Raw genomic sequence first — 16,999 nt, 5'->3', positions numbered from 1 at the left:
CGCCGTATTTCCCGGGATGGAAGGCCCGCGTCAATGGCGCTTTCCATTCCGTCTCTCACGCGCCAAACCCCACTACCCCCTTCACCTCCAGAAACGCCTCCAGCCCCCACTCGCCATACTCGCGCCCGTTCCCCGACTGCTTGTACCCGCCGAACGGCGACCCCGCATCCCAGGCGGGATAGTTCAGATACACGCTGCCCGCTCGCATCCTGAACCCAACCCGCCGCGCCCGCCCGATATCCGCCGATTGCACATAAGCGGCCAGCCCGAACGGCGTATCGTTGGCGATCGCGATCGCCTCTTCTTCGTCGCGATACGGCATGATCGCCAGCACGGGGCCGAAGATCTCGTCGCGAGCAATCGTCATCGACGGGTCCACGTTCGCGAACACCGTCGGCTTCACGTAGTAGCCGCGCGTCAACCCATCGGGACGCCCAACGCCGCCCGTAACCAGTTGCGCACCTTCGTCGATGCCGATCCCGATCAGCCGCTGCACGCGCCCGAACTGCACGTCGCTGACCACCGGGCCCATGGTCGTATCCGCGGCGTCGGCGGGACCGACACGATGGGCATCCGCCGCGCGCCGCGCGATCTCGACCGCTTCGTCGTGCCGCGACGCGGGCACGAGCATGCGCGTCGGCGCATTGCACGATTGGCCGCTATTGCCGAAGCACGCATTGACGCCCGCTGTCACCGCCGTGTCGAAATCGGCGTCGTCGAGCAGAATGTTCGCCGACTTGCCGCCCAGTTCCTGGTGAACGCGCTTGACGGTCGGCGCAGCGAGCTTCGCAATCTCGATACCCGCGCGCGTGGAACCCGTGAACGACACCATGTCGACGTCGGGATGACTGCACAGCGCCGCGCCCACGGTCGGCCCATCGCCGTTGATGAGATTGAACACGCCAGAAGGGACGCCGGCGGCATCGATAATCTCGGCGAACAGCACGGCATTGAGCGGGGACACCTCGCTGGGCTTCAACACCATCGTGCAGCCTGCGGCGATGGCCGGCGCGACCTTGCAGACGATCTGATTGATCGGCCAGTTCCACGGCGTGATCAACGCGACGACACCGACAGGCTCGTGATTGATCAGCGTCGTGCCCTTCTTGCGCTGCCATTCGAAAGTCTCGCAGGTGCGCAGCACTTCTTCCAGATGCCGTTTGCCAAGACCCGCCTGCCACGCATGCGAGAGCTTCGCGGGCGCGCCGATCTCGCGCATAATCGTCTCGGCCATCTCGTCATAGCGTTCGAGATACGCCGCGAGAATGCGCCGGATGAACGCAACGCGCTCTTCTGGCTGCGTTTGCGAGAACGACGCAAACGCGCGCTTCGCCGCCGCCACCGCGCGCTCGACATCCTGAGCATTGCCGAGCGCCACTTCGGCGAACGGCTCTTCGGTGCAAGGATCGATGACAGGCAGACGCGCGGAGCTGGACGGCTCGACCCACGCGCCGTCGATATAAAACTTCAGTGAATTGGACATCCGGTTTCCGTAGAAAGACCTCAGGCCCGCGCGACCGCCGACGAACGGCGGCTCACGACCACGATCATCACGAGGCACAGCGTCAGCGCGGTCAGCATCGTGCTGATCGCGGCGATGGTCGGATCGATCTCGTCGCGCAACGTGACGAACATGCGCCGCGTCAGCGTCTGGTTCGAGCCGCCCGAAATGAACAGCGCGACAACCGTTTCGTCCAGCGCCTGAATGAACACGAACACTGCGCCGGAGATGACACTCGCCTTGATCTGCGGCAGCGTCACCATCATGAAGCTGCGAAAGCGGTTCATGCCGAGGCTGCGCGCGACCATTTCCTGGGTACGGTCGAAGGTCCGCAAATCCGCGCCCACCGAGATCAGCACATACGGCAAACCGAGCATCGTATCGGCGACGATCAGCCCGGTCAGCGTATTCACATACCCTGCCTGCGTGAACACGAAAAACACGCCCACTGCGACGATGATGATAGGGACCATCAACGGCAGCATCAGCAGCGTGCGCAGATAGCGCATCGACCAGTGCGAGCCGTGCTGGATACCATACGCCGCCGCGATGCCCAGCGGCGTCGCGATCAGCGCGGCGCACACGGAGGCCGTCAGCGTCACGCGCGCCGCGTCGATCCATGCGGGGTTGTCGAAAAACGAGTGATACCAGCGCAGCGAATACGCAGGCGGCGGAAACGTCATGAAGCGCGTATCGGAGAACGACAGCGGCACGACGATGACGACGGGCAGCATCAGAAACACGAGGATGAGCACGACGCCCGCACCGAGCGTCAGCCTTCCGAATGAGAGCTTGTTCATTTCGCGCCCAAGGTCTTTTCGAGTGGAATCACGCGGCTCGCTGCATAGAAGATCGCGAACACGCAGACCAGCAACACGACGCTCACCGCGCTCGCCGCGCCCCAACTGTTGTATATCTCGACATTGCGGCTCACCACCATCGACACCATGATCGACTTGCCGCCCCCCATCAGCTCGGGCGTGATGTAGAAGCCGAGGCACAGCACGAACACGAGCGTCACGCCGGCGACCACGCCGCTCATCGACAGCGGCAGGAACACGCGCCAGAACACGTGCAACGGCGAACCACCCAGGCTCGCGCCCGCCTGCGACAGGTTGCCGGGAATCTTCTGCATCGCGGAGTAAAGCGGCAGCACCATGAACGGCAACAGGATGTGCACCATCGCGACGATCGTGCCGAACTGGTTGTACGAAAGCTGCAACGGCCTGTCGATCAGCCCCATCGACAGCAGCGCCTTGTTCACGAGCCCCGTGCGTTGCAGCAGCACGAGCCACGCATACGTGCGCACGAGCACGCTGGTCCAGAACGGCAGAATCACCATGCCGAGAATCAGCGCGCTCCATTTTGGCGGCACGGACGCCGCGAAATAGGCCACGGGATAACCGAGCAGCAAGGTAATGCCCGTCACGATGATGCTCAGCTTGAACGTCATCAGAAACGTGTCGAGATACGTGCCCGTGAAAATCCGCCGATAGTTGACGAGCGTGAACGCGCCGTCATGGTAGATCGATTGCCACGAAAGCCACGCCAGCGGCAACACCAGCAGCACCACGACGACGAGCAGCGCGGGCGCCATCAGCAGCAGCATCGCGCGGTCTTCGCGCTGCTGGTGGCGTACCGACGGATCGATCGTAGTGGCGTGCATCACAGTCTGTTCCTGCAAAACGTGTTTGGCTGTCGTCATCATGCACCCACTGCGTCCAGAAACTGATACCACGCGGCGACGAGCCTGACGCCCGGCGCGCGCAGCGAATGAAACGGCACGGGCCGCAAGCCTTGCTGGGCCAGCAGCGCCAGCTCGGGCTTCTCGCCGAGCGCCAGCGCAGCAGCATGCTGCCCGATCAGGCTCGCCATCGCGACACCTGCCCCGTTATACCCGAGACAGAACGTCGTGACGTCGTCGCTGCGCCCGACATGCGGCAACGCGTTGAACGTCATGCCCACATATCCCGACCAGCCGTACTCGACACGCACGTTCGCGAGATCGGGAAAGAGCGCGACCATGGCGCGCTGCAACGCATCGAAGCCCGTTGCCTGCCCTTCCTTGCCGAACGCATCGCGGCCGCCGAACAGCATACGGCCGTCCACCTTGCGAAACCACTTCATCATCCGACGTGTTTCGGTGTAGCTGCGCCCGTTGACCATCAGCTTCGCGTCGAGTTCCGCCGGCAACCTTTCCGTGGCGATCATCGCGCTGCGAAACGGCACGAGTTCGCGCTGATACGACGACGTGGCCTGCGTGAGGTTCGAGTACGCATTGGTCGCGACGATCACCTGCTTCGCGCGCACGCTGCCGCCGGGCGCGCGCAGCATCACGCCTTCCTGCACGCGCGTCATGTCGAGAATCGGCGTCGCTTCGTAGATCGGCACGCCGCGCGCCGTCAGCGCACGCGCAATGCCGCACACGTATTCGAGCGGCAGGATCGTGCCGGCATCGGCGCTCAGCACGCCGCCGACAAAACCCTTCGAACCCGTTTCGTGCGTGATTGCCTCGCGCGACAGCACGCTCATCGAGTCATCGCCAAGCTGCGTTCGCACCCAATCCGCTTCCGCGCGAATCGACGCGAACGCCCGCTCGGTGTGCGCGCAGCGCAGGCTGCCCGTATGTTCGAAGCGCGCCCGCTCCAGCTTGAACTCATCGACGAACTGCTCGACCACGCGCACGCCGTCGTGCGCGAGCCGGTGCATGCGTCTCGCGGTGTCGAGGTCGTAGGTGCTTGCTATCGACGGAAACGACAGCCGGAACTTCGACGACACCACGCCGCCATTACGCCCGCTCGCGCCCCAGCCGACGGGATTCGCGTCGAACACGGCGCAATCGACGCCGCGCTTTTGCAATGCGTACGCCGCCGCGAGCCCCGAGTACCCCGCGCCGATGATCGCCACCTCGACGCTTAGATCGCGCGCAAGCGGTGAGCCCGTGCTGACGGGCGCATCCGTGACGGGCGAGCGCGCAGCCATCGCCCGCCAGAGCGAGTCCGGCTGCGGCCGGTGCGGTGTCGTCGGTGCGAGCATGATCAGGCGGCGCGCGCTTCGGCTTCGACGGCGTCGGCGAGCGCGGCGAGCGTCGCGAACTTGAACGTTGGCTCGGTGACGGCTTCGGGGACGGGCGTCGCGCCGAATCCCTTCAAGCCCTGACGACGCTCGATCCAGCAGGTCGCATAGCCGAGCTTCGTCGCGATGCCGATATCGTGATACTGGCTTTGCGCGGTATGCAGGATTTCGCTGAACTTGTAGCCGAATGCCGCCTGACGTCCGCGGTTGTACGCGAAGAACTGCGGATCGGGTTTCGCGACGCCCGTTTCGTCGCAGCAGACGGTGTCGTCGAACGGATCGCCGAGCGTGTGCGCATACGCCGACAGCGCGACGCGGTCTGCGTTAGTCATCGCCACCAGACGATAGTGCTTGCGCAGGCGCTTCAACGCCGCGACGGAATCTTCGAATGCGGGCCAGTCGAGCACGTCGCGCTGGAACGCGGCGGCCGATTGCGCGTCGTCGGGCAGGCCCAATTCTTTCGCGACGTACAGATAGACGTTGGCCATCTCATGGCTCGAGCGTCCCGGATACGTTGCACGGCCGCGCATGTACGGCTCGAAGATCGCTTCGTCGGTCAGGTCTTTCGCTTTCGCGCCGCCCAGACGCCGTATGGAGGCGAGCACGCCCTTTTCGAAGTTGATCAGTGTGCCGACGACATCGAACGTCAGGACCTTGAAATCGGTGAGCTTCATTGCATCATCCCTTTGCAGTTTGCGTGAATCGCGTAAGAAGGCATGCCCGTGCACAGGCGGTGAGTGAAATCAGGCGGGCACGACGATCGTGTCCTGAGGGTCGAGCGCGACCGTCATCTGCGCGCCCGGCGATGGAATGCGCCGGCGCGCTTCGTGGCTGCCGGGTTGTCGAAGGCTGATGGCCGTGCCGTCGGCGAGCGCGGCGAACACGCGCAGGCTCTCGCCCTGATACAGCACTTCGGTGACGCGGCACGACAGGCGGTTTGCGTGCGCGACGCCCTGCCCGTGCGCGCCGTCGATCACGAGCTTCTCCGTCTGCACCGCGAGCAGCAGCTTGTCGCCACGCGGCAGCGGATGCGCGGTGCGCAAGACAGCGTCGCCGAGACGCACGGCGTCGTCGCCGGCGCGGCTGACGTTGAGCAGTGTCGCCTCGCCGATGAAGCTCGCGACGAACGCATCGCACGGACGGTCGTAGAGACGCTCGGGCGTATCGATCTGCACGAGCTTGCCGTCCTTCAGCACGGCGACGCGGTCGCTCATCGTGAGCGCTTCGCGCTGGTCGTGCGTGACGTTGACGATGGTTGCGCCGAGCTTGCGATGCAGACGGCGCAATTCGATCTGCATGGTTTCGCGCAGTTGCTTGTCGAGCGCGGAGAGCGGCTCGTCCATCAGGATCAGTTGCGGCTCGAACACCATGGCGCGCGCGAGCGCCACGCGCTGACGCTGGCCGCCCGACAGCTGGCTGATATTGCGTGACTCGTAGCCGTTCAGTTCGACCATGGCGAGCGCGTCGGCGACTTTCCTCGCCCAGCCTGCTTTGGGCTCGCGGCGCGCGCGCAGCGGGAAGGCCACGTTCTCGCCGACGGTCATATGAGGAAACAGCGCGTAGTTCTGGAAGACGATGCCGATGTTGCGCTTGTGCGGTGGCGCAAATGTAATGTCGCGCTCGCCGACCCAGACCGTACCGGAACTTGGCTGCACGAAGCCGCCGAGGATGCCGAGCAAGGTCGTCTTGCCCGACCCGGACGGCCCGAGCAGCGACACGAATTCACCCGGTGCGATATCGAGCGATACGTCGTCCAGCGCGACCACTGGACCATAACGCTTCGCTGCCGACCTGATCGATACTCCCGTTTTCGCTCGTGCGTCCATGACGTGTGTCTCGCTGGAAATGGGTGTGTTGAGAAAAATATAAGTCTCGTTCTTTTTGACAGCAATTCCCAAATTGTTGGATCGGGCATAACATCAGGTCATGCCCAACCTTCGCAAGAAACTGCCGAGTGCGAATGCGCTGTTCGTGTTCGAAGCGGCCGCCCGCTGCGGCAACTTCACGCGCGCTGCGCAGGAGCTCTATGTGAGCCAGCCTGCCGTGAGCCGCATGCTTGCGCGCATGGAGGACCATATTGGCGTGCGCCTGTTCGAGCGGGTGCGCGGCGGCATTGAGCTCACCGAGAGTGGCAGGATTTTGTATCGCGCGATCTCTGAAGGTTTCAATGGCGTTGAAAACGCAATCAGGGAAATCGAGGCCCGCGCGACGGGGGTGGAGTCGGTGACGTTATCGGTTTCCACCGGTTTCACCACGCATTGGCTGATGCCGCGCATGAGCCGGCTGAATCAGGCTTTCCCTAATATCGATTTGCGGTTTCAGCTGATATCGGGGCGGATTGGCGGACCGCTTCACGATGTCGATCTCGGGATGCGGTTTTTGCACGATGGCGAGATTGACGAGCACGCGGTGCTGGTTATGCCTGAGACGCTTTTGCCTGTTTGCAATGAGCGGTATCGGGAGAATGCGTTAAGCGATGCAGGGCGTGCGCATGGGGACACGGTGATCGTCATGGACGACGAGGAGCGCGGCTGGCATGAGCGATTCGGCGCGTTTGTCGGGCATGGGCGGCATGTTGCCGGGATGCTGAGCTTTAATGATTATGCGATTGTGGTGCAGGCGGCGCTGCTTGGGCAGGGGATAGCGCTCGGGTGGTTGAATGTGGTTTCCCACTGGCTTGCGCAAGGGGCGCTTTTGCCCGCTGAGCAGGAAGTTATTGTTACGAGTCGGCGGTGCTGTTTGGTGCGGCCTGCTAATAAGCCTTTGCGGCCTATTGTGGATGAGGTCCGCGATTGGCTTATCGAGGAAACTCGTAATGATTTGCGGATCATTGAGAAGAAATATCCCGGGCTTGGGTTGGGGGAGGCTATGAAGCTCACTGGGCTAAGGTTTGGGTAGCTTTTTTGTCTGCGACGCTGGGGTGGTTTTTCTTGTGTTTGCGCTGGCGTCCGCGTCGGGGTGGTTTGCTTTGGCTTTTTCGCTGGCATCCGCGATGCGTTATCTAGCTTCAGGCGTCGCCCCTGTGCGGGGCGGCACCTACTTTTCTTTGCCGCCGCAAAGAAAAGTAGGCAAAAGAAAGCGGCTCACACCGCCAGCGCTAATTCTTGCCTGAGGGCCCCCAAAGGTTCTTACGCTTCACACGACAACCACGTGACCCACGCCCGTTGCCAACGCTCTGAATGAGCGCCTCACCCGCTTCACGCACCCGCATTTCAGCATGTCGTGCCAGACAGTCCACCGCCGCCCAGGTGGCAAACTGTGTGTCGGCCCTCGGTGCTCCACACGCTTCACTTCGGACCGATAGCGCACGCCTCCCACCTTGTAAGAGCGCCAAGCCATACGACGCGACAACCTACACACAGTTTGCCACCTGGGCGGCACGTACCATTCGCCGGCGCTTGCCCGAGTGCGGGTAATTGAAGCGGGTGAGGCGTACATTCGAAGCGTTGGCAACGGGCAGCAACCGGGGCGCTGGCGTGTGAAGTGTGGGGCCGTTGGGGGCCCGTGGGCAAGAAGAAGAGCTGGCGGTGTGAGCCGCTTTCTTTTGCCTACTTTTCTTTGCGGCGGCAAAGAAAAGTAGGTGCCGCCCCGCACAGGGGCGACGCCTGAAGCTAGATAACGCATCGCGGATGCCAGCAAAAGCAAAAGCAAAAGCAAAAGCAAACCACCCCGACGCGGATGCCAGCGCAAACACGAAAAAAAACCACCCAGCGTCGCAGACATCAAAAAAACCCAAACCCCTACCCCATTCCCTTAGCATTCGACAAAAACCGACTTGGCGTCACGCCACAAAACCGTTTGAAGTGTCTGGCCAGATGGCTCTGATCAAAAAACCCAACTTCAGTCGCCACAACGGCGCCTGGCACCCCTGCCAACAACAAGGTCTGCGCGCGCCGCACACGCACGCCACACAAATATCGATAAGGCGAAAGCCCGACCTGCTGTCTGAACACGGTAGCAAACCGCGAAACACTGAGCGCCGAAATCTCGGCTAATTGCGCAAGGCTCACAGTCTTATCGAAATTCGCATCGATATAAGCAAGCGCGTCCCGCAGCAAGATAGAAGATGATTGACGGGTACTCATGAAGAAGCCTCGACAGAAGCAGATGCAGACGCAGACTGCAAAGCCATACCATTCCCAAACCGCCGAATCGAAAACGCATCCAATGCCATCGACGTAGTCCCCGTATCGATCAACTCGGCGAGCGTCTCACCCACACCCGGCCCGATCTGAAACCCCGATCCGGAAAAACCAAACGCATAGAACAGCCCATCGGTCGTGGAACTCGCCCCGATCACCGGCTCGGAATCCGGCAAATAACTTTCGACACCGCTCCACACCCGAATCACATGCAACGCCGCAAGCGCAGGCACAAGCCGCCGAAACTGCGCCATCTGCTGCACCGTGTTCTCCGGCAACACCGATGCCCGGCATGTCACCGCATCGGCAGGACCCGCAGGACCACCACCCAGCACGATATTGCCGCGCGGAATCTGCCGGAAGTACACGCTCTCCTCCTTGATCGACGTGTAAACACCCATCGACGACCCGAACACATACGGAACCGGCTCGGTCACCGCCATCTGCGGCCCGCGCGCAACGAGCGGCACCGGCTCGCCAAATTGCATCGACAGCGCGTTCGCCCACGCGCCCGCGCAGATCAACACCTGTTCCGCGCGATAGACCTCGCCCGCCGCGCTCTCGACACGAAAGCCGCCCGCCTCTTTCTCGACACGCACGATCTCCGTGTTCTCCACGATGCGCGCCCCCAGACGCGCTGCGGCACGCCCAAACGCCGGCGCCGCCAGACGCGGATTCGCATGCCCGTCGAGCGGCGAAATGGACGCCGCCAGGACTTCGCGCCCCAGAAATGGAAAGCGCCGAAACATCGCCGCGCCGTCCAGCACTTCGAGATCGAGACCGTACGCGCGTGCCTCGGCGGCATAGCGATGAAAGTACTCGGCGTCGTGCGCGTGATAACAGACCCGCGTATGGCCGGACGGCAGGAACTCGACGTCTTCACCCAGCAACTCTTTCGAACGCTGCCACGTAGCGAGCGCCCGATTGGACATCGCGAGTTGCGTCAGCGCCCGCCCCTGACGCCGCACGCCGCCGAAGTTCACGCCGCTCGCCTGTTGCCCCGTCAATCCGCGTTCAAGCAGAATCACCGAACGTTGTCTGCGCCGCAAAAAAAACGCGCTCGACGTCCCGACGATCCCGCCGCCGATCACGATCACATCGGCACGATCACTCATTCGCTGTACTCCTGTGCGCGTGTGTTGGGTTCTTCTGCGTCTCGCGAGACCGCGCACGTCGATACCAGTGCCATCGGCAGCGGCTTGACGGGCGCCTGCCCGCGCAACCGCCCGACCGCTTCGAGCGGCACCCGCGCCTCGGCGGCAATCACTTCCGCGCCGGCATGCGCGCAAAAGCGCCCCTGGCAACGGCCCATGCCGACGCGCGAAAACGCCTTCGCCCGGTTCGCTTCTCTGGCGCTCATCTCGCGTACCACGCGCCGCAATTCGCCCGCCGTGACCGCTTCGCAACGACACACGATCGTCTCGTCGGGCAGCGCGGCCGCGAAGCGCGCAGGCCACGGAAACGCCGCGCGCAAGCCTGCCGCAAAACGCGTATAGCGCGCCAGCTCGGCACGCAATCCTTCAGTGCCTTCGCGCCCGATGCCCGCGTCACGCAACGCCGCCAGCGCAGCAAGCCGCCCCGCCCGTTCAGCGGCATCGGCGCCGCGCACGCGCGCGCCGTCGCCCGCCAGATAGACGCCCGCAACGCTGCTGCGGCCATCCGCATCGATATGCGGAAGCCACGTTTGCGTCGCGTGATCGAAACGGAATTCGCAGCCGGCGAGATCGGCAAGCTGCGTTTCGGCACGCAAGTGATAGCCGAGCGCAACGGCGTCGCAGTGCACTTCGAGCGGCGCGCCATTGGCCAATTTCACGCGCACGCCCGTCACGCCATGTTCCGGCGAACCGTCGATCGCAACGGGCGTCACGCCGCGATGAACCGGCACGCGCGCGCGGCGCAGCACGCTCATCAGCGCCATGCCCTTGCGCAGCGTCGCGGGAATCGCGAGCAGTTGAGGCAATGCGCGCACACGCTGTGCCAACGTCGACGTATCGAGCACGGCGCTCACCGTCGCGCCCGCCTTCACGTATTGCGCAGCCACCAGATACAGCAGCGGCCCCGTGCCCATCACCACCGTCCGCGCACCCACCGCGCAGCCCTGCGATTTCAACGCGACCTGCGCGCCGCCAAGGCTGAACGTGCCCGCATGATGCCAGCCCGGCACGGGCATCAGCCGGTCCGTCGCGCCGCTGCAAATGATCAGCGAATCGAATGCGAGTTCATCATGGCGTGTGCCGCTCACCACATGCACCGCCTTCGGCGCGATATTCCACACGAGCGTGTCGGGCAGATAGTCGATCTGCGCGCGCAATGCATCGAAGTCGCGGTGCAACGACGCGGCCCGCGCCGCCTCCGTCCCATACAACGCCTCGTACGAACGCGAGAAGCCTTCCGGTTGACGCCGATAGATCTGCCCGCCGTCACGTCGTCCTTCATCGATAACCACAGGTCGCAGCCCCGCTTCGACGAGCGCCTGCGCGGCGCGCACGCCCGCCGGCCCTGCGCCGATCACGATCACCTTCGGTCGCTTCAGGTCCCGATGCGCGGCCATACGCCCTCCCCGCAAAGCGCGATGCGCGTCACGATCGACATGCCCGGCGCAGCGGGCGTCGTGCAGGCACGCACGCGCTCGCCTTGCGCCGTCCACACCCAGCAGTCCTGGCACGCGCCCATCAGGCAGAAGCCCGCGCGGCGGCCGTCGCCGAATTCGGAATCGCGCAGCGTGTCGTGCGCGGTCAGCAGCGCGACCATCAGCGTGTCGCCTTCGGCCGCCTGCGTGACGATGCCGTCGACGCTGATGTCGAAGGTCTTGCGCCCCGTTTCCGCTACTCTCACGAAGCGCGCCTTCATGCCGCCACCGTATCGGCCGTCTGCATGCGGATCAGCTCGGCAGCCGTGTGATGGCAGCGAATCTCCGCGCCCGACGGCAGCTTCTTCATCGAAGGCGGCGTGACATTGCACTTGCCGTCGATGCGCGCCGTGCACCGCGCGCGGAAACTGCACAGTTCTTGCGAATCCGCAGCGGGGCCCATTGCCGGCAATGCCCCCGCCGTCAGCGCGCGCCGCGAGTCGAGCCAGCCTGGCCGCAATGCAGGCACGGAATCGATCAACAAGCCCGTGTACGGGTGATACGGCGGCGCCGACAACACATCGCGCTGGCCCGCTTCGACGCATTGCCCCGCGTACAGCACGATCACTTCGTCGCAGATCGCGCGCACAGTCGAAATGTCGTGGCTGATGAACATGTACGACACACCAAGTTCGCGCCGCAGTTCGCCGAGCAGATCGAGGATCGCCGCGCCGACCACGGTATCGAGCGCGGACGTCACTTCGTCGCAGAGAATCAGCGCCGGGTTCGCCGCGAGCGCGCGTGCCAGATTCACGCGCTGTTTCTGTCCGCCCGACAAACCGCCCGGCTGACGCGTCGCCACGGAAGCAGGCAGCTTCACCAGATCGAGCAGTTCGAGCATGCGCTTGTGCGCGGCGGCCCCGCGCAGGCCGTGATAGAAGTTCATCGGACGCGCGAGAATGTCGGCGATCGTGCGGCTCGGATTGAGCGCCGTATCCGCGTTCTGAAACACGATCTGCACGCGCCGGTATTGATCGAGTGTGCGCTCGGAGAGTTTTGCGGGCAGCGGCTTGCCGTCGAGCAACACCTGGCCGTGCGCGCGATCCACCAGCCCCGCCACCACGCGCGCGAGCGTCGTCTTGCCGGAGCCCGATTCGCCGATCACGCCGAGCGTGCTGCCGCGCGCGATCTTCAGGCTCACGTCGTCGAGCACGCGCACGGCGGGCACGCCGCGCGCATCGATACGTCCATAGCCCGCGCTCAGGTTGCGGATTTCGAGCAGCGGCGGCTGGTCGCCCGCGACGCTAGAGGCAAGCTCGGGATCGGGACGCCGCGTCGCCGCAAGCAGTTGCTGCGTGTATTCGTCGGCGGGCGTGTCGAGCACTTGCGCCGTTGCGCCGTTCTCGCGCACCGTCCCGCCGTTCAACACGACGATGCGGTCCGCCATCTGCGCGACCACGGCCAGATCGTGCGACACATACACGGCCGTCGTGCCGAGTTCGCGCACCACGCGCTTGAAGGCGGCGAGCACCTCGATCTGCGTGGTGACATCGAGCGCCGTGGTCGGTTCGTCGAACACGACGACGGCAGGATCGGTGATCAACGCCATGGCCGCCATCAGGCGCTGCAACTGCCCGCCCGACACCTGATGCGGATAGCGCGCGCCGATCGTCTCCGGCGCCGGCAGCGCGAGCGCGCGGAACAGATCGACGGCCTTCGCGCGCGCGGCGGCGGGCGTCATCAGCTTGTGCAGCAGCGCGGGTTCCGTTACCTGATCCAGGATCGTGCGCGCCGGATTGAAGCCTGCCGACGCGCTCTGCGCGACGTACGCCACCGTACGCGCGCGCAACGCCCGCCGGCCTTTCTCGTCGAGCGACAACACATCCACGCCGCCGATCTTCACCGCGCCGCCCGCAATCGAGCATCCGCCGCGCGCGTGACCGAGCAGCGACAGCGCAATCGTCGTCTTGCCCGAGCCCGACTCGCCGATCAGCGCGAGCACTTCGCCTTTCTTCACGGTGAAGTCGACGCCCTTGACGATTTCGACGACAGGGTCGGGGGCCGTGCCCGCGACCACCCGCAGGCCTTTCACTTCGATCATGTTCATTGGGCGCCTCCGTGAGCGCGCGCGCCATGACGATGCAGACTGTCGATCAGCAGATTCACGCCGATCGTCAGCGTCGCAATCGCGACGGCGGGCATCAGCACGGCGGGCGCGCCTTCCGCCAGACCGCCGATGTTCTCGCGCACGAGCGAGCCCCAGTCGGCGTTCGGCGGCTGCACGCCGAGACCGAGAAAGCTCAGGCCGCTCAGCAGCAACACGATGAACACGAAGCGCAAGCCGAAGTCCGCCAGCATCGGATGGATCATGTTCGGCAGCACTTCGACACGCGCGATGTAGAACAGCCCTTCGCCGCGCGCCTTCGCCACCTGCACGTATTCAAGCGTCATCAGATTGACGGCGAGCGAGCGCGAGATGCGAAACGCGCCGGGAATGTAGGCGAGCGCGGCGACCATGATCAGCATCGGCACCGACGAGCCGAACGCCGCGATCACGACGAGCGCGAGCACCTTGCTCGGAATCGAAATCAGCGCATCGAACAGACGGCACAGGATTTCATCGAACCAGCGCCCGGACACGGCGGCCACGAGACCGAAAAACGTGCCGACGCAACTGGCGAGCAAGGTCGCGGCGAGCGCCAGCCCGACCGTGTATTGCGTGCCGAACAGTACGCGGCTCAGCATGTCGCGGCCCAGATAATCGGTGCCGAGCGGATGCGCGGCGCTATACAGGCCGAAGATTTCCGTCGACGTCACCGCGCCGCCCTTGTACGGCGCGACGAGCGGGCCGATGAAGGCGACGCCGAGCCAGAACACGACGATCGCCAGTCCGATCAGGCCGAGCACGGAAGAACGCTTCACGAAGCGGCGCAGCGGGCCGCGCGTGGCAGCTTGCATTTCGACGGGTGCGTCCTGCACGGCGTCGGCGCAAGGCTTGCCGCCTTCTTCGGGCACCGCGTACAGAACGGTCGTTGCATGAGATGTGGCGGGTCGGTTCATCGTTGACGCAGCCTCGGGTTAGAGATGATTTGACACAGGTCCGCGATCAGCACGAGCGCGAGATACGCCGCGCAGAACACCATCACGCAGCCCTGCACGAGCGGCATGTCGCGATTCGTCACGGCGTCGACCATCAGGCTCGCAAGACCCGGATAGTTGAAGATCGTCTCGACGATCACCACGCCGCCGAACAGATACGACAGGCTCAACGCAACCGCATTGGCGATCGGGCCGATCGTGTTGGGCAACACGTGGCGCAACACGATCCGCATCGGCGATGCGCCCTTGAGCAACGCCATTTCGACATATGACGCGTTCAGTTGATCGAGCACGGCAGCGCGCGTCATGCGCGCCATCTGCGCGACGATCACGCAGCACAGCGTCATCACGGGCATTGCATAGATACGCAGCAGCGCGCCGAGCGACGTGACCTCCGACAGATACGACAGCGCCGGCAGCCAGCGCAGCTTCACCGCGAAAATCAGGACGGCGATGGTCGCGATCAGGAACTCGGGCACAGCCACCGTCGACAGTGTCAGCACGTTGAGCGCGCGGTCGAGCAGCGAGCCGCGATACATCGCCGACAGAATGCCGATGAAAAGCGCGACGGGCACCGATACCAGGGTTGTCAGCCCCGCCAGCACCAGCGAGTTGGGCAGGCGCGTCGAGATCAGTTCGCTGACGGGCAGGTTGTTCGACAGCGACGTGCCGAAATTGCCGCTCACGACATGCATGAGCCATTGCAAGTAACGCTGCAGCGCGGGCTGATCGAGGCCGAACTGATGGCGCAAGGCCGCGACCTGTTCGGGCGTCGCTGCCTGGCCGAGCGCCTGCTGCGCCGCGTCGCCCGGCAGCAGGCCCGTGATCGCGAACACGATCGCCGACACCAGCAGCAGCGTGAGCAGCGCGAGACCGAGGCGCGCGGCGATGAGTCGTTGCGCGTGGGCTTTCATCGGATACCGCCTCCTTCGTTGAAACCGCGCGCCGCTGTCAGCGGCGCGCGCAGTGGCAAGGCATGCTCACGCTTCGAGCCAGACGTTTTCCGCAAACATGAAGCCCATCAGGCCCGCGAGCGGAATCGAGCCAAGACCTTTGAGCTTCGACGAGTGCGCGTCGAGCGAGCTCTGGAACATCGGAATGCCGATGCCGCCGTCGTCGTGCACGAGTTGCTGCATGTCGCCGTAGATCTGCTTGCGCTTCGTATCGTCCGGCTCGCCGCGCGCGGCGATCAGCATCTGGTCGAACTTCGGGTTCTTCCAGTTCGCTTCGTTCCACGGCGCATCCGACTTGAAGAACTGCGTGAACAGCACGTCGGCGCTCGGGCGCGCGTTGATGTTGCCGTAGCCGAGCGGATGCTTCATCCAATGGTTCGACCAGTAGCCGTCGGAAGGCACGCGCACCACCTGCAGGTTCAGCCCCGCTTGCGGCGCGACCTGTTGCAACAGCATGGCCATTTCGACGGAACCTTCGGCTGCCGGCGACGCGTAGAGCTGCACGGGCGCGCTGCCGAGCTTCGCCTTCTGGAAGTAGAACTTCGCCTTTTCCGGATCGAACGGGCGTTGCGGCAGGCCCTTCAGGTAATACTTGTTGGTCGGGTCGATAGGCTGGTCGTTGCCGATCGATCCATAGCCGAGGAACACCGCGCGGCGAATCTGCTCGCGATCCATCAGGTGCGTCAGGCCACGGCGGAAGTCCGTGGTGCCCGTAATGCCGCCTTCATCGCGCATGATCAGGTCGGTGTACTGGCCGGTCTTCGTCTCGAGCACGGAGAAGCCGGGCGTGCCCTTGATGCGCGCCGTCGAACGCGGGCTGACGGCGTTGATCAGTTGCACGTCGCCGGAAAGCAGCGCATTCACACGCGCCGATTCCTCGCCGAGGCCGATCAACTCCACTTCGTCGAGATGCGGCATGCCGGGCTTCCAGTACTTCTCGTTGCGCACGCCGACCGTGCGCACGCCCGGCGCAAACTCCTTGAGCTTGAACGGCCCCGTGCCGACGGCAGTCTTGAAGTCGGTCGTGCCGTCCTTGACGATCAGGAAGTGCGACGTAGCGAGAATCACGGGCAGGTCCGCGTTCGCGCCTTCGAGCGTGATCGTCACTTCGTTCGGGCCCGTCGCCTTCGCTTCCTTGATCTGGTCGGCGAGCGTCTTCGCTTTCGACGCAACGGCCGGGTCCTTGTGACGCATCAGCGAATAGATCACGTCGTTCGGCGTGAGCGTCTTGCCGTCATGGAATTGCACGCCGCTGCGCAACTTGACGACCCACACGGTCGCGTCCTTCGTTTCCAGCGACTCTGCGAGCGCCATCTTCGCGCCGAGGTGCGGGTCGAGTTCCGTCAGACCGTTGTAGAACATGTTGGCGCGCACATAGTCGGTGCCGAGTGCGCCCTTCGCGGGGTCGAGCGTATCGGCCGACGACGACGACTGCGTCGCCACGCGAATCTTGCCGCCCTGCCTGGGCTTGGCCTGCTGTGCGAATGCGGCGCCGCTGGTCGCGAGCAGACCTGCGCCCGTCAGCGACATCAGTCCGCCCGCCGCCATCGCGCGCAGGACCTCGCGCCGCGATGCGCCGCGCCGCGTCAACTCTTCGAGCCGGATGCCGGCGTGGGCGACTGCTTCAGGCGATTTATCGTTGCTCATGAAACTCTCCGCG

At 64.3% G+C, this 16,999-nt stretch carries 15 protein-coding genes; 1 reads left to right on the top strand and 14 read right to left on the bottom strand.

What is annotated here, in order from left to right:
• Positions 1-55 precede the first annotated feature (55 nt).
• The 6 genes from C2L66_RS31855 to C2L66_RS31830 form a co-directional block, all read right to left on the bottom strand.
• A complete protein-coding gene (locus C2L66_RS31855) occupies positions 56-1,483 on the bottom strand; it encodes an aldehyde dehydrogenase family protein (protein WP_103323734.1) in 1,428 nt (475 codons plus the stop codon).
• 20 nt (positions 1,484-1,503) lie between these two features.
• Entirely contained in the window at positions 1,504-2,301 is a 798-nt protein-coding gene (locus C2L66_RS31850; protein ID WP_103323733.1) for an ABC transporter permease, read from the bottom strand.
• On the bottom strand, positions 2,298-3,209 hold the full coding sequence (locus tag C2L66_RS31845; RefSeq protein WP_054931803.1) for an ABC transporter permease: 912 nt from the start codon (positions 3,207-3,209) through the stop codon (positions 2,298-2,300). Before C2L66_RS31845 ends, C2L66_RS31850 begins: the two co-directional genes overlap by 4 nt.
• Positions 3,206-4,537, bottom strand: coding sequence for an NAD(P)/FAD-dependent oxidoreductase (locus tag C2L66_RS31840; protein ID WP_054931802.1), 1,332 nt, complete (start codon positions 4,535-4,537; stop codon positions 3,206-3,208). The genes C2L66_RS31845 and C2L66_RS31840 overlap by 4 nt, the downstream gene beginning before the upstream one ends.
• Positions 4,538-4,539: 2 nt before the next feature.
• The gene (locus C2L66_RS31835) at positions 4,540-5,250 is read right to left on the bottom strand and encodes an HAD-IA family hydrolase (RefSeq protein ID WP_062917730.1); all 711 of its coding nucleotides are present in this window, start codon (positions 5,248-5,250) and stop codon (positions 4,540-4,542) included.
• Between the two features lie 69 nt (positions 5,251-5,319).
• Positions 5,320-6,402, bottom strand: a complete 1,083-nt coding sequence (locus C2L66_RS31830) for an ABC transporter ATP-binding protein (protein ID WP_103323732.1) — start codon at positions 6,400-6,402, stop codon at positions 5,320-5,322.
• Between the two features lie 100 nt (positions 6,403-6,502).
• Here C2L66_RS31830 and C2L66_RS31825 point away from each other — a divergent pair, with 100 nt between their 5' ends.
• Entirely contained in the window at positions 6,503-7,474 is a 972-nt protein-coding gene (locus C2L66_RS31825; protein ID WP_054931799.1) for a LysR family transcriptional regulator, read from the top strand.
• A gap of 842 nt (positions 7,475-8,316) precedes the next feature.
• On the opposite strand, the gene C2L66_RS31820 is transcribed toward C2L66_RS31825, so the two are convergent.
• The 8 genes from C2L66_RS31820 to C2L66_RS31785 all read right to left on the bottom strand — a co-directional run bounded on the left by C2L66_RS31820 (position 8,317) and on the right by C2L66_RS31785 (position 16,986).
• Positions 8,317-8,661, bottom strand: a complete 345-nt coding sequence (locus tag C2L66_RS31820; protein ID WP_062917728.1) for a helix-turn-helix domain-containing protein — start codon at positions 8,659-8,661, stop codon at positions 8,317-8,319.
• Entirely contained in the window at positions 8,658-9,833 is a 1,176-nt protein-coding gene (locus C2L66_RS31815; RefSeq protein WP_103323731.1) for an NAD(P)/FAD-dependent oxidoreductase, read from the bottom strand. Before C2L66_RS31815 ends, C2L66_RS31820 begins: the two co-directional genes overlap by 4 nt.
• Positions 9,830-11,269: an FAD/NAD(P)-dependent oxidoreductase gene (locus C2L66_RS31810; RefSeq protein WP_060610330.1), complete on the bottom strand. Its 1,440-nt coding sequence runs from the start codon at positions 11,267-11,269 to the stop codon at positions 9,830-9,832. Before C2L66_RS31810 ends, C2L66_RS31815 begins: the two co-directional genes overlap by 4 nt.
• Positions 11,248-11,568, bottom strand: a complete 321-nt coding sequence (locus C2L66_RS31805; protein ID WP_054931797.1) for a (2Fe-2S)-binding protein — start codon at positions 11,566-11,568, stop codon at positions 11,248-11,250. Before C2L66_RS31805 ends, C2L66_RS31810 begins: the two co-directional genes overlap by 22 nt.
• A complete protein-coding gene (locus tag C2L66_RS31800) occupies positions 11,565-13,394 on the bottom strand; it encodes an ABC transporter ATP-binding protein (protein ID WP_060610327.1) in 1,830 nt (609 codons plus the stop codon). The genes C2L66_RS31805 and C2L66_RS31800 overlap by 4 nt, the downstream gene beginning before the upstream one ends.
• Positions 13,391-14,347 carry an ABC transporter permease gene (locus C2L66_RS31795; protein WP_054931795.1) on the bottom strand — a complete coding sequence of 319 codons (957 nt, stop codon included), beginning with the start codon at positions 14,345-14,347 and terminating at the stop codon, positions 13,391-13,393. Before C2L66_RS31795 ends, C2L66_RS31800 begins: the two co-directional genes overlap by 4 nt.
• Complete coding sequence (locus C2L66_RS31790) at positions 14,344-15,300, bottom strand: ABC transporter permease (RefSeq protein ID WP_054931794.1); 957 nt, start codon at positions 15,298-15,300, stop codon at positions 14,344-14,346. The genes C2L66_RS31795 and C2L66_RS31790 overlap by 4 nt, the downstream gene beginning before the upstream one ends.
• Before the next feature lie 66 nt (positions 15,301-15,366).
• Complete coding sequence (locus C2L66_RS31785) at positions 15,367-16,986, bottom strand: ABC transporter substrate-binding protein (RefSeq protein WP_054931793.1); 1,620 nt, start codon at positions 16,984-16,986, stop codon at positions 15,367-15,369.
• Positions 16,987-16,999 lie beyond the last annotated feature (13 nt).

The sequence above is a fragment of the Paraburkholderia caribensis genome (assembly GCF_002902945.1).
GTDB lineage: Bacteria > Pseudomonadota > Gammaproteobacteria > Burkholderiales > Burkholderiaceae > Paraburkholderia > Paraburkholderia caribensis.
Note: the sequence above shows the minus strand (reverse complement) of the source record. Positions and strands in the feature narration are given on the sequence as shown.